The sequence below is a fragment of the Wandonia haliotis genome (assembly GCF_039523435.1).
Classification (GTDB): Bacteria; Bacteroidota; Bacteroidia; order Flavobacteriales_D; family Crocinitomicaceae; genus Wandonia; species Wandonia haliotis.
On sequence record NZ_BAAAFH010000011.1, the window covers coordinates 259748 to 273282 of the forward strand.

The 13535-nt window shown below is 38.8% G+C and carries 14 protein-coding genes; 10 read left to right on the forward strand and 4 right to left on the reverse strand.

Annotated elements, in window-relative coordinates; genetic code table 11:
- The first annotated feature begins 86 nt into the window (after positions 1 to 86).
- On the forward strand, positions 87 to 2513 hold the full coding sequence (locus ABDZ97_RS09310; protein WP_343786860.1) for a TonB-dependent receptor: 2427 nt from the start codon (positions 87 to 89) through the stop codon (positions 2511 to 2513).
- Here the strand turns inward: ABDZ97_RS09310 and ABDZ97_RS09315 are convergent.
- Entirely contained in the window at positions 2510 to 2761 is a 252-nt protein-coding gene (locus ABDZ97_RS09315; protein ID WP_343786863.1) for a hypothetical protein, read from the reverse strand. The genes ABDZ97_RS09310 and ABDZ97_RS09315 overlap by 4 nt on opposite strands.
- 80 nt (positions 2762 to 2841) lie before the next feature.
- On the opposite strand from ABDZ97_RS09315, the gene ABDZ97_RS09320 reads away from it, so the two are divergent.
- From ABDZ97_RS09320 to ABDZ97_RS09330, 3 genes are read left to right on the forward strand one after another with little or no spacing between them, the layout of a single operon-like run.
- Positions 2842 to 3828: a hypothetical protein gene (locus ABDZ97_RS09320; protein ID WP_343786865.1), complete on the forward strand. Its 987-nt coding sequence runs from the start codon at positions 2842 to 2844 to the stop codon at positions 3826 to 3828.
- A complete protein-coding gene (locus tag ABDZ97_RS09325) occupies positions 3829 to 4422 on the forward strand; it encodes an RNA polymerase sigma factor (RefSeq protein ID WP_343786868.1) in 594 nt (197 codons plus the stop codon). It abuts the gene before it with no gap.
- Between the two features lie 8 nt (positions 4423 to 4430).
- Positions 4431 to 5234: a hypothetical protein gene (locus tag ABDZ97_RS09330; RefSeq protein ID WP_343786870.1), complete on the forward strand. Its 804-nt coding sequence runs from the start codon at positions 4431 to 4433 to the stop codon at positions 5232 to 5234.
- Positions 5235 to 5361: 127 nt separating this feature from the next.
- Here ABDZ97_RS09330 and ABDZ97_RS09335 read toward each other — a convergent pair whose 3' ends face one another.
- From ABDZ97_RS09335 to ABDZ97_RS09345, 3 genes are all read right to left on the reverse strand, one after another.
- Complete coding sequence (locus tag ABDZ97_RS09335; protein WP_343786873.1) at positions 5362 to 6813, reverse strand: glyceraldehyde-3-phosphate dehydrogenase; 1452 nt, start codon at positions 6811 to 6813, stop codon at positions 5362 to 5364.
- 78 nt (positions 6814 to 6891) lie between these two features.
- Positions 6892 to 7758, reverse strand: coding sequence for a sigma-70 family RNA polymerase sigma factor (locus ABDZ97_RS09340; protein ID WP_343786875.1), 867 nt, complete (start codon positions 7756 to 7758; stop codon positions 6892 to 6894).
- Positions 7759 to 7904: 146 nt separating this feature from the next.
- Entirely contained in the window at positions 7905 to 9368 is a 1464-nt protein-coding gene (locus ABDZ97_RS09345) for a Do family serine endopeptidase (protein ID WP_343786878.1), read from the reverse strand.
- A 144-nt stretch (positions 9369 to 9512) separates the two neighbouring features.
- Here ABDZ97_RS09345 and ABDZ97_RS09350 point away from each other — a divergent pair, with 144 nt between their 5' ends.
- The 6 genes from ABDZ97_RS09350 (at position 9513) to ABDZ97_RS09375 (ending at position 13535) form a co-directional block, all read left to right on the forward strand.
- The gene (locus tag ABDZ97_RS09350; RefSeq protein ID WP_343786880.1) at positions 9513 to 10136 is read left to right on the forward strand and encodes a hypothetical protein; all 624 of its coding nucleotides are present in this window, start codon (positions 9513 to 9515) and stop codon (positions 10134 to 10136) included.
- Positions 10137 to 10139: 3 nt separating this feature from the next.
- The gene (dapF, locus tag ABDZ97_RS09355; protein ID WP_343786883.1) at positions 10140 to 10922 is read left to right on the forward strand and encodes a diaminopimelate epimerase; all 783 of its coding nucleotides are present in this window, start codon (positions 10140 to 10142) and stop codon (positions 10920 to 10922) included.
- A complete protein-coding gene (locus tag ABDZ97_RS09360; protein ID WP_343786886.1) occupies positions 10915 to 11433 on the forward strand; it encodes a hypothetical protein in 519 nt (172 codons plus the stop codon). Before dapF ends, ABDZ97_RS09360 begins: the two co-directional genes overlap by 8 nt.
- Positions 11417 to 11944 (forward strand): GNAT family N-acetyltransferase, encoded by a 528-nt coding sequence (locus ABDZ97_RS09365; protein ID WP_343786888.1) that lies wholly within the window; start codon positions 11417 to 11419, stop codon positions 11942 to 11944. The genes ABDZ97_RS09360 and ABDZ97_RS09365 overlap by 17 nt, the downstream gene beginning before the upstream one ends.
- Entirely contained in the window at positions 11941 to 13005 is a 1065-nt protein-coding gene (mltG, locus tag ABDZ97_RS09370) for an endolytic transglycosylase MltG (RefSeq protein ID WP_343786890.1), read from the forward strand. The genes ABDZ97_RS09365 and mltG overlap by 4 nt, the downstream gene beginning before the upstream one ends.
- Positions 13006 to 13088: 83 nt before the next feature.
- Entirely contained in the window at positions 13089 to 13535 is a 447-nt protein-coding gene (locus tag ABDZ97_RS09375) for a MarR family winged helix-turn-helix transcriptional regulator (protein WP_343786892.1), read from the forward strand.

Genomic DNA, 13535 nt, shown 5'->3' on the forward strand with positions numbered 1-13535 from the left:
ATTTTACCGTGTACTGGTTTTTGCTTAATTTTTTTCACCTTACAGAACATTTTAACTTACCAGGTGTTTGACTTAAAAATATTCTGATGCAACATTTCATAACCTTATTTTTTGTTAGCTTCTCATTCTTTTTATGTTCTCAATCCGGAATAATAACCGGGCGAGTTTTTAATGAAACCAATAATGAGCCAATTCCTTTTGCCAATGTCGTGGTTTCAGAGTTAGGGATAGGAGCAGTTTCTGATATAGACGGTAACTATAAAATAGAAGGTATTGACCCGGGGGTGTATACTATTAGGTCGAGTTGTGTGGGATTTGAAGAACTTATTTTTGCTGAAGTAACGGTAACTATTTCACGTACGCTCCGATTAGATTTTCCACTGTCAGAAAAATCAACCGTGTCTAATGAGGTTGTCGTCCAGGCTACCCCCTTTCGACGCAACGATGAATCACCAGTAAGTTTACGGACATTGAATGCTACTGAAATAGAGCGTTATCCTGGGGCGAATCGTGATGTGAGTAGGGTAGTGCAGGCTTTACCTGGAGTTGCTCAAGTACCTGCTTTTCGCAATGACATCATCATTAGAGGTGGTTCGCCAGGTGAAAACAAGTTTTACTTAGATGATATTGAAGTCCCCAATATTAATCACTTTGCCACGCAAGGAAGTAGTGGAGGCCCAGTCGGTTTGCTGAATGTTAATTTCATTCGTGAAGTTGATTTTTACGCCGGTGCTTTTCCAGCGAATCGTGCAAATGGGTTGAGCTCGGTACTCTCTTTTAAGCAGAAAAGAGGAAATGATGAAGCACTAATTACATCCTTTACAGTTGGATCAAGTGATTTTGGTTTGACTTTTGACGGACCGATTGGGAAAAAAGCAAACTTTATTTTCTCTGTTCGTACATCTTATCTTCAATTATTGTTTAAAGCACTTCGATTACCTTTCTTGCCACAATACACTGATTCACAATATAAAATCGATATCGATTTGAATCAAAAAAATCGTTTGACTTTTATTGGATTGGGAGCTATTGATAATTTTCGGTTGAATGAATCGGTTAACGATGGTGTTACAGATGAAGAAACGTTGAAGCGTAACACCTATCTGTTAAATAATTTGGCTATTAATGAACAATGGAATTACACAGTGGGAGCTAAATGGACACATTTTTCAAAAAATTCATATCAGACTGTTGTTGTTTCAAGAAATATGCTTAAAAATACAGCCGTTCGTTACTTAAATAATATTCAGACCCCTGAAAATCAATTACTGGATTATGCTTCATTTGAAGCTGAGAACAAATTTCGTTTTGAGCACGATTGGAAGAAAAATGGATGGAAAATAAATGCTGGATTTGGTTATGAGTATGCACGCTATAACAACAATACGTTTAATATAGTATCAATTGGGAATCAGTTGCTTCAGATTGATTATCAATCTGATTTACGATTGAGTAAGGGCTCAATGTTTGGACAAGTTTCTAAAAGCTTTTTTAACGATCGATTTAATACAAGCTTTGGTTTAAGAACGGACGTATCTGATTATAGTAGTGAAATGACGAATCCACTTAATCAATTGGCTCCAATACTATCCTTATCATATCGTTTAACTGAGAAATGGGCGATTTCAGGAAATTTAGGACGATATCATCAGCTCCCTGCATATACTATCTTAGGCTTTAGAGATAATGATGGGAATTTAGTAAATAGGAACAATAATTTGCGCTATATCAGTGTAAATCATGCTGTTTTAGGTATTGAATATATATCAAAATGGAATGGGCGTTTTTCAGTAGAAGGTTTTTATAAAGTATATGATCGTTATCCATTCTCTTTACGAGATTCAATCTCTCTTGCGAATATTGGTGGTGACTTTGGAGTTGTTGGTAACGAAGCCGTATCCTCTACATCAAAGGGGCGTTCAGTAGGAGGTGAATTTCTCTATCAGCAAAAATTGATCAAGGGTTTTTATGGTCTTCTTGCGTATACATTTGTGCGCAGTGAGTTTCAAAATAAAGTTGGAGAATATGTTCCATCTGCATGGGATAGCCGTCATATTCTTTCGATGTCTGTGGGTAAAAGCTTCAAAAAAGGCTGGGATATTGGAGTTCGTTGGCGTTATTCTGGTGGTGCTCCTTACACACCCTATGATATTCAAACCAGTTCGTTGCAACAGGTATGGGATGTCAACGGACGGGGAGTTTTTGATTATAATCAGCTTAATGGTAGGCGTCTGGGTAGTTTTCATCAGTTGGACATCCGTGTAGATAAGAAGTTTTTCTTTCCGAGATGGAGTTTAAATTTTTATTTGGATATTCAAAATGTGTATAATTATCAGGCTGAGTTAACACCTATTTTAACAGTAGTTCGAGATGAAAATGGTCAGCCAGTAGTTGATCCGAACAATCCTAATGCTTATTTAACGGAACAATTGACCAATTATACAGGAACGGTGCTTCCAACAATCGGAATAATTATTGAGTTTACGGCTAAGAAAAAATCCAAAGAAGGTTAAGTATCTAAACTCTTTCTAAGATCAATTTTTTCAATGTATAAATTTAGAATAGATGAATTGGTTTGAATTTCAATCCATCGAATCTGATCAATGCCGATAAGAATCCACATCTCAAGAAAATGACCTCTGCAGGAAAACAAATGTACCCGATGTCCCAGACTTAAACGAGATCCAATAAATTCTCCTTCCTTTTTCAACAGGTGTAATCGTTGATTAATAGAGAGTTTATTGAATTCTTTTGTTGTCATATTGTAAATTTACAAAAAAGATATTTTTGAACCTTTTCTTAATAGAGGTGTACAGAAGGTTGTCAGTCATATATTGAACTATGATACAAACTGTTTTTTATAGCATTTTCGTTGTTGTATTTACACTGTTCCCAATTGTTGGCAGAACTCAACAGGAGGAGAAGAGCAGACTTCAAAATACTTCGGTTGAAGAGGTTGAAAAAAAAGAGAGGGATAAAGGACAAGATCGCTATAAGGCGAAAATGGAAGATGCCTATCTGAATCAACCTGTTCGTAATGCGGAGAATTATTGGGTTGAATATACCTCTTCTGCCAGATCGGATCAAAAAGTTAATGCTTTGCAACAGGCATACAAGCTAGCGCCTGATGACAGAAGAATTGCAGGAGAAATGGCGGGGTATTACATACGTACTCAACAAAAAAATGCTGCAGCTCCTATACTTTCTTCTCTGGTGGAACAGAACTTCCTTACGGGTGATCAGTTACTTTATGGTCAGGACATTCTCAAAGCGGTTCCGCTGGATGGGATATTGATTTGTAACGGATTTGATGATACTTATGCAGTAATGCAGCAACAAGTGAATCATCAGTTTAGAACCGATGTAAAAGTAATGAGTCTGGATTGGCTCCTGATCCCGGATTATAGAAAGTCCTTAGAAGGGGCTGGATATTTCGTTCCGGAATCGAAAAGTGTAGACGCCTTATTTCTGAGTGAATTTGTGAATCGTAATCCCGAATATAATATAGGGATCTCACTTTCAGTTCCTGTTCAATATACCCGACAGTTTAAAGAAAAAGTGATTTCCGGTCCTGTTGTTCTTGTAACAGGAGGAGTAAGCCATTCTTTTGTTATGGAGTTGTTTGATAATCTGGAGCTAATTCGCGAAAAGGAAGTAGATGAGAAAACGAAACGATGGTCTGCCAATTATTTACCCTACTTATTTGCCTACAGAAAAAGGGCTCAGCAAGAAGGAAAAACGGATAAAGTGAAAGAAGTTGAACAATTGATCCGGAAAATAAGTACCTGGATTGATGAAGCACAACGAATTGAAGAACTATTGAAATAAATGGGATTATTTTCCCCTTCATATAAACAATTGACTGATGAAGAACTGATGAAATTATCATCAGAAGGGAATGCTCGTGCTTTTTCTGAACTTTATGACAGGTATGCAAAAAAATTACTGAACTATTTCTTTTTCAGATTATGGAAGGATCGGGAGCGATCAGAAGATCTGGTTCATGATCTGTTTACGAAAATCATTAATAATCCGGATCTATTTGACCCGAAACGGAAGTTTAAAACATGGGTATATAGTGTTGCGAATAATATGTGTAAGAATGAGTATAGGAAAGAATCCGTTCGATCAGGAATGCAGTCTACAGAAGAACTGGAAACAGATATTCGATCTCGTGATACCGATGTGTTGGAGGATATACACGAGAATGAGTTTAAAGAAGCCCTGAACGAAGCATTGGATAAAATTGACGATAAACATAGTGAAGTTTTTGTTTTACGGCATTTTCAGGAGATGTCTATAAAAGAGATTGCAGCTATTCTTGAGTGTAATGAAGGGACGGTTAAATCTCGCTTGTTTAATGTGACAAAGCGATTGGCCGGAGAGTTACAGGTGTTTAATCCTCTGTTAAATAGAATATAAAGGAGCACATGAAAGAAGATATTTTAGAAATACTGACCAGACAATATAATGAGTTAACTCCGGAGCAGTTGAACTCTTGTAGGGAATTATTCAAAAATGAACAGGAATTTGAAATACTGAAGAATATGCTCATACAAACAAAGGAAGAAGTGATCCGTGAAGAAATAACTCCCTCTGAAAAAATGAAAGAGAGTTTAATGGGGACATTTGACCAAAAGTGGAAAAAAGAATCCGCTCCCTGGTGGAAGTGGAACATTAGTACTTCAAACGGTCAAAAACCTTTTTATGCAAGACCCTTACCTGTTGCAATTGCTATTGGTTGTTTATTGGTTATGGTTTTACCTTTTATCCCGGTAACAGAGAAAGATAATTCGCAGATAGCAAAAGTAGAGGAGAGTGCGGTACAACGGACAGAACAATTGGTTGATTCTGTTATGAGAGAAAGAAATGGGGGGGGGGGTCCGGAGATAAATGTGCCGGCAAGAGAAGTATTGGCTGCTACTAAAGAGCAAGACCTTGAGTCTGGTACTATTCAGGTTGCAGCAGATACAGTTTCGTTAGAGTTGTATGAAGAGAAAAAAAATGCTTTCGTTGCAAGTAGAGAGAGGAAGACTAAAGATGCTGATGAGTATGCTCAATCACTGGCGCTGGCAAAGGAACAAGAGGTTCCGGCGGATTTAAGCGCGAAGCAATTTATGAACTATTCCGGAGCCGTTTCGGGTATTGAAAGAGAAGTGGAAGAAACACATGCCTTTACTCTTTCTCAAAATGAGGCAGATGTCTTGTGGGGGATGTTAGAACCGGCATATTAAGTGTCTATTTGGGTTTAACTATCTGATAAATGTGAAATTAGAAGAATAGAAGAGCGGTCGATACGTATCAAAAACAAAAGCAGGTTTATCATAAACCTGCTTTTGTTTTTAGTATAAATACATCTGATTAATAATAAATCAGACGACGTACTTTTGCAACATACTTAGCCAATCGGATTACTTGTTTTGTATATCCGAATTCGTTATCGTACCAGGTATACAGAACAACATTCTTACCGTCATTAGAAACAATTGTAGCCGGTGCATCATAAACCGAACAGCAGGTGTTTCCGATAATGTCGTTACTTACCAACTCTTCGTCAACCGAATAATAAATCTGGTTGACAAGATCTCCGTTTAAAGCAGCATCACGAACAACAGCGTTAACTTCTTCTGTTGTAACATTTTTACCTAACGAAAGACTCAAAATAGCCAAAGATCCGTTTGGTGTTGGTACACGAACAGCGTTTGCTGTTAATTTATCCTGAAGATCAGGTATTACTTTAGTAACCGCTTTTCCGGCTCCTGTTGAAGTAATAACCATGTTAATAGCAGCCGAACGACCTCTTCTTGGTTTTTTGTGCATATTATCCAACAAGTTTTGATCGTTGGTATAGGCATGAACTGTTTCAATGTGACCTTTTTCAATTCCGAAATGATCATTTACCACTTTAAGAATAGGGGAGATGGCATTTGTCGTACATGAAGCAGCTGAGAAAATAGTCTCATTATCAATATCAAGATCTTTATGATTGATCCCATAAACGATATTTGGAATCTCTTTTCCGGGTGCGGTAAGGATTACTTTTCCGACCCCTTTGGCTTGCATATGTCTTGAAAGAGCTTCACGATTTGTAAATACTCCTGTATTATCAATTACAAGAGCATTTTTAATACCGTATTTTGTGTAATCAATATCTTCTGGATTATTGGCAGAGATCATGTGTACTATCTGACCATTAATAATCAATGCCTGATTTTCCGTATCAACAGTTACAGTTCCTTTAAAAGCACCGTGAACTGAGTCCGAACGCAATAAAGAAGCTCGCTTGATGATATCTGCATCTGAAGAACTTCGTGTTACGATAGCGCGTAGGCGAAGCTGCTGTCCTTTTCCTGCTTGTTTAATTAATTCACGTGCAGCCAAACGACCAATTCTACCGAAACCATAGAGAACAACATCACGTGGTTCGAAATTTCCTTTTTCCTCTCCGATAAAATCAGCAAGAATATCATTCAGGAAATCAGCTTTAGAAGCATAGTTGGATTGAGCAGATAACCAGTCACTGGCTAACTTTCCGATATCAAGTTTTGATGGTGCTAAATCCATTTTCAACAATTCTTCCGCCAATTCCGAAGTAGTGTAAACATCAATAGGTTTGTTTACTACTTTTTCTGCATACTCATGCAGGTTCAGAATCTCTGAAGTTGTTGTGTCAATGAGGTGGTTTCTGAACAGTACAAGCTCAATCCCTTTGTCGTAAAGCAATTGACCTGTTTTACTGGACAGCTTGACAGCCGCACGCTCTCTTCTTACATGCTCTTTCAGCTCATTTTCATAACCGATTGCTGCTTCCATAATTTTTAGTTAAAGTATTTGATTTTGAATTATTTACAAGTAAAAAGGGCCGCCGAGTAGGCAGCCCTGAAATTTTCTTTATCCCAAATAAGCTTTCAACAGCTTATTACGCGACGTATGCCGCAGACGTCTGATCGCTTTTTCTTTAATCTGACGAACACGTTCCCGCGTCAGGTTAAACTTCGAACCGATTTCCTCCAGGGTAAGACCGTGGTTCATTCCAATTCCGAAGAACAAACGGATAATTTCACGTTCTTTATCAGTAAGAGTGGATAATGAACGTTCGATTTCACGTTGTAACGATTCGGCCATTAACTGTGAATCAGCTTTCGGAGAATCGGTGTTTGCCATTACATCCATCAATGTACCTCCGTCTTCAGCAGAAGATAGGGGAGCATCCATAGATACATGACGACCTGATACATTAAGACTTTCCTTGATTTTATCTTCAGGAACTTCTAATGCTTCTGCTAACTCTTCCGCAGAAGGTGGTCGCTCAAATTCTTGCTCAAGACGTGAGAACGCCTTGTTAATTTTATTCAAAGAACCAACCTGATTCAATGGTAAACGCACGATACGTGCCTGCTCTGCCAAAGCCTGAAGGATGGATTGACGAATCCACCAAACAGCGTAGGAGATAAATTTAAATCCACGCGTTTCATCAAACTTTTGAGCAGCTTTTATCAATCCGAGGTTCCCCTCATTGATAAGATCCGGTAGGGTCAATCCCTGATTTTGGTACTGTTTCGCTACCGAAACTACGAAACGTAGGTTCGCACGAGTCAGTTTTTCCAACGCTAGTTGGTCACCTTCTTTAATACGACGGGCAAGGTTTACTTCTTCTTCAGCTGTGATAAGCTCCTCTTTACCAATGTCCTGCAAGTATTTATCAAGTGACTGACTCTCGCGGTTAGTGATTGATTTTGTGATTTTTAGCTGTCTCATTCTTTTCCTTTCTCTTCTTTACAACTATAAAAGTTTTGCAAATTTACGGCAAAATAACACGTTAGTCAAATAAATCTTACGTGATTTTTATTATTAACTTAATACGTTCTTAAAACGTCCTTTACACCTCACGTTTCTCATTCATTTTACAAACCAAAACCTATATACTCTTTTCTGCCGCTTTGGGTTACTATTTCCAGTAAGATTCCTCCATTTTTTTTGTTCAACCTACTGGTTAGTGTTTCAATATCAGAAACTTTCTCATTATTAATTCTTGTTATGACCATCCCCTCAGTTAATCCCAGAGACTTTAGTTTGCCGGGACTGAGAGATTTTATCTTGACTCCCGAATCCAGATTTAGCTCTTTCATCTCTTTTGCGGATAACTTCTCAAATGTAGCTCCCAATACAGCTTTTGGAGTTTCTGTTCTTGCTACAAGTTCCGTTTCTCCTTCCTGATTCTGTAAAACAACTTCTTTTATACTCTCGCTTCCCCCTTTGTGGCGAACTGTGATTGAGAGTTTTTCTCCCGGACGGGCCTTTCCAACCTCTTCCAGTAACTCAGATGAAGAATTAACATTTTTAGCCCCTATTTTAAGGATGACATCACCATCTTTAAGTCCTGCTTTTTCGGCAGCGCTTTTAGAAATTACTTCTGAAATATACACCCCATGTGTGTTTGGTAAGTTCTTACTTTCTTTCAATTCCTGATTGATGTCCATAATCCGAACTCCCAAAAACCCTCGTTGTACAACGCCATAGTCAATAATGTCTGACATTACTTTAGCAACCAGATTTACAGGAACAGCAAAAGAATATCCGGTATAACTTCCTGTTCGGGAAGCTATAGCTGTATTGATTCCGATTAGTTCTCCATTTGTGTTTACCAGAGCACCACCGCTGTTTCCGGGGTTTACTGCCGCGTCTGTCTGAATAAATGATTCAATAGGGAAGAGGTTTTGATCCCCGTTCTGACGAAGAATGTTAATGTTTCTGGATTTAGCACTGACAATTCCCGCTGTTACAGTGGATGTCAGGTTGAATGGATTTCCAACTGCAAGTACCCATTCCCCGATTTTGACATTGTCACTATTCCCTATTTGAATTGCGGGCAGATGATTGGCTTTAATTTTCAATACAGCCAAATCGGTAGAGGGGTCTGTTCCGATAACCTCTGCGCTGTATTTCTGGTTGTCATTTAATGTGACCTCAATTTCACTGGCATCGGCAATTACGTGATTATTCGTGACAATATATCCATCTTCGGATACTATAACACCGGAACCTGCTCCCTGACCGTACAGGTTTTCCTTTTTCCCGGCACCCGGACCGTAAAAGAATTCAAGAATAGGGTCACGAACAATTTGCTGACGAACGACCTTAGTGGTAACGTGTACGACCGAATGGATCGTTCTTTCACTTGCGACAGTGAAATCCGTATTCATTTCAGCCCCTACAGGCATTACACTGGTAGTATGAACCGGATATTGCGGAGAAGTGGTTGATTTCTCCGTTAGTGGACTAGTAGTGTTGAGTTGAAAAATAAAAACCAGTCCGGCAGGGATAACTCCCCCTAACAACCCCAAACCAAGATATTTCATATTTTTCATGTGTATAATATTTTAACGTTCTACATAAAGATAACCATAAACAGAGGGGAATGTTACTGACTCCGTGTTAAATAATGTTAAGCACCTGACTGGTGTAATGTCTTGCTTTTTTGTATGTTTGCACCGAATTATTAAGCTGTAATTTTGAACCGATTTATTATCTTTCTTCTGGGCTTTTTATTAGGGGGTATAGTTATCTATGTTCTGGGTGATTTCTTTCCCCGGATCGTGATTAATCATACTACGATTAAGAAAGAAAGTCACGACAGGGAGAAAGCAGATACCATATTAGTTGTTAATGCCTCAAAGAAGAAAGTAGAAAAACAACCCGAACGGCAAAAAGAAGTTGTTTCAGATACGCTATTGATTGTAGAGGAGAAACCGGAAGATTCTATTCCTGTTGATACGATCTCTGCAGTTGCGGAAGACGTGGATGCCGAGGATATTGTAACGGATCGTTTATTAGGTAAAAAAACGGTATTGCTTCAGAATTTTCCTGTTTCCGGAGATACAACGGCTTCAGGAAAGCTGGCAGAGAAAGTAGGCGAAACCACTTACTTTAATAAAAAGATGATGGTTGAGTTTTGGGAATCACCCATTGATTTTATGGGGTACCGTCTTAATAAAACGACATTGGTTTTATATGGGATCTCACCACAGGAGTCGTTTGAGCTGATTTATCAGAATAAAAACACATTGCTTTTTCAAACGGAAGAAACGACGATTCCGATGATGAAAACAGAAAAATATACTTCTATTTCGTTTTAAATAATGACTATTCATTTTTCTAAATACCAGGGGACGGGGAATGATTTCATCATGATTGATGCGATTCATTCTGATTATCCGGAACTCACGGAAGAGCAAATTCGTTTTTTGTGTTCGGGAAAGTTTGGTGTGGGGGCAGATGGACTGATTCGTTTGGAAAAGAAACCGGGAGTTGATTTTTATGTGAATTATTATAATTCGGATGGTTCTCAGAGTTTTTGCGGGAATGGAGCAAGGTGTGCTATTGCTTTTGCTTTTTCCTGTGGAATTGTTTCCGACGATTGTCGGTTTGGAGCAATAGACGGGGTACATGAGGGGGAAATGCTCCCTGACGGAACTGTTCGTCTGAAAATGGGAGAAATTTCCGGATTCAGGAAAATAGAAGAAGATTATTTTCTGGATACAGGATCACCACATTATGTGCGTTTTCTTGAACAAGAAACTTTTCCGGATATCGTAACATTTGGTAAACAGATTCGCTATAATGATGAGTTTTGTGCAATCGGTACGAATGTGAATCATGTTCTAGAGAAAAAGGACGGTACACTTTGGGTGGAAACGTATGAGCGTGGAGTTGAAGATGAAACGTACAGTTGCGGCACAGGTGTGACCGCCGTTGCACTTTTGCACGGTAAGATCAGAAATGAGCAGGAGGGAAGTCGTACTATTGTTACGAAAGGCGGAACACTAAATGTCCGGTGGAAGATAAATGAACAGGGGGCGTATGAAGAGGTATGGTTGGAAGGTCCTGCCGTACTCGTTTTTAAGGGAGAGATAGATGTTTAAGTGGACAGCATCCAAAATACAGAAAGAAGCTGATTTTGTTTTTTTAGAGGAGGGTATTTTTCTTTGGGTGATTAACTGGAAGCTTATACCGCCTCACATAGCATTGTCTAAGAATGGACGGTATTTTTCGGTTACCATAAAAGAAGCACAGGTTGATAAAGAGATTCAGGCATTAACCCGGTTATTTGAGAAAAAGCAAAAGCCCGTTTTTTTTGTTCGGTTTAACGCACGGATTCAATTGGAAGAAAGAGAATTGAAAGAGGGGTTTCAAATTGAACTTTCAGACGGTAGAACGTGTCTGGAACCTGTAAATAAAGTGCTTTTTGGAGATGCTGAACAATTTGATACCGTTGCCGATTTATTGGCTGCACTGGATGCGTCCGGATTGATAGAGTCGGTTCATGTACCAGCTTACACAAATGAGGATCAGATTGGGGTTTTTGAATATAGCAAGAAAACGGTTGCAGGTTTTATAAATTCAAAACGATTGGAGAATGCGATTACAAAGTGAAAAAATATATCTTCGGGCTGTTGAGTCTTCGGATGCAACCCGAATTATGTTGTGGGAGAATAATCCCTCGTTTTGGCATGTGAGTGAAACTGAAATTCCCTTTTCTTTACACGATATTCATCATTTTATAGAAAATTCGCAACATTTTCGTCAGACCGGACAGCTACGTCTTATAATCTGTCTGAATGAAAATGATTTGCCTGTGGGGTGTGTAGATTTTTATGACGCAGACTTCAAACACAGGAGAGCCGGGATAGGGATTCTTATTGCTGAACCGGAAAACAAGGAGAAAGGATACGCATCTGAAGCGATACGACTGTTGGCAAAATATGGAAGAGATGTATTTGATTTTCAGCAAATTTATGCGATGATTTCCGTGTCTAATGAACCTAGTCTTCGCCTTTTTGAAGCGTGTGGGTTTGAAAAGAGTGGTGTTTTGAAATCATGGAGGAAAACAGGTAAGAACAGAGAGGATATTGCATTTTATCAGTTAATTTTGGAAGAATTATGAATCGTTCGAAGGTAATCGTGTTGGTTGTGTTGGTCATTGTGGCTGTTGGGGGGTATATTGCTTATCCGTATATTAAATTATTCCTGGCTGCTCAGGAAAAAACGATCAACAGTTCTGAGAAAACGATTTATGTATATCCGGGAACTGATCTTCAGGGATTAAAATCCCAATTGAAGGAGGAGGGGATTATTTCTGAAGAGACTTCTTTTGATGAACTTTCTGAGTATAAGGGATTAACGGATTCATTGGTGGCTGCCGGAAAATATGTTATCGAAGCAGCATATCCTGTGAAGCATTTGGTGTATGGATTTCGTCTGAACGCTCTCGGGAACGGAAATGCGGAAGTGGAAGTTGATGTTACATTCAATAATTGCCGTGATTTGTACGATGTTTCCGGTAAGGTGGCGCAGGCTCTTGTTTTTGATAGTTCTGAGTTGGTATTTTATTTAACAAAACCGGAAACAGTAGCGTTTTACGGATTTAGACCCTCTACATTCGGTTCTATGTTTATCCCCAATACGTATAAAATGTTTTGGGACACACCTGTTGAGAGTTTTGTAGCACGTATGGCAGAAGAGTTTAAGTCTTTCTGGAATGAAGAACGTGCGCGAAAGGCAAAGTTACTGGGATTGTCAGAAAGTCAGGTTGTAACACTTGCCAGTATCGTATATCGTGAGCAGGGGATTGTTTCTGAAGAATGGGCGACTATTGCCGGATTGTACCTGAACCGTTTGAAGGATAACTGGAAACTGGAGTCCGATCCTACTTTTCGTTATTGTTGGGGGCGTGAACTGGATGGTGTTCAACGTTTGACCTATAAACACAGAGATATTGATTGTCCGTATAATACCTATAAATATACAGGATTGCCTCCCGGACCAATTTGTATCCCGCCTTCCGGTGTCGTAGATGCTGTTTTAAATGCCGAAAAGCACAATTACTATTTTATGTGTGCAAAACCAGGAGGAGAGTATAAGCATAGTTTTGCGCATTCGTATAGCGACCATTTGAAAAATGCCCGTGTCTATCAACAATGGCTTTCAGCTAATAAGATTAGATAGGTAGATAGCTTTTAACTATGCAGTGTTAACTATTTTTTGTGTTTTTTCTTTGTAGTTAATACCGTGGTAAGTATTTTTGTAGTATGAAAATTGAAGAAGCTATACAGACAACCTTCAAAGATGAACGATTCAAGGCGATGATAAATCTGAAATACACCGCCAATTGGATGAATACGCATCAGAACAAAGGTTTAGAAGAGTTTGGTCTGACAATTCCGCAGTATAATATTCTTCGAATCCTTAGAGGATCCAAAGGTATGTCACTTTCAGTTAATACAATCAGAGATCGAATGGTGGAAAAATCACCCAATACGACTCGATTGATGGATAAACTTATTGACAAGGAATTGATTGAAAGAACGCGCTGTGAGAAGGACAGGAGAGTAGTGTATGTTATGATCACTGAAAAAGGGCTGGATCTTTTGAATGAAATTACTATAAAGTTGGGGGATTCATCCGATTTTATGCGGAATATTACACTAGAGGAAGCGAGTTTGATGAATGAACTTCTGGATAAAATAAGGAGTTGA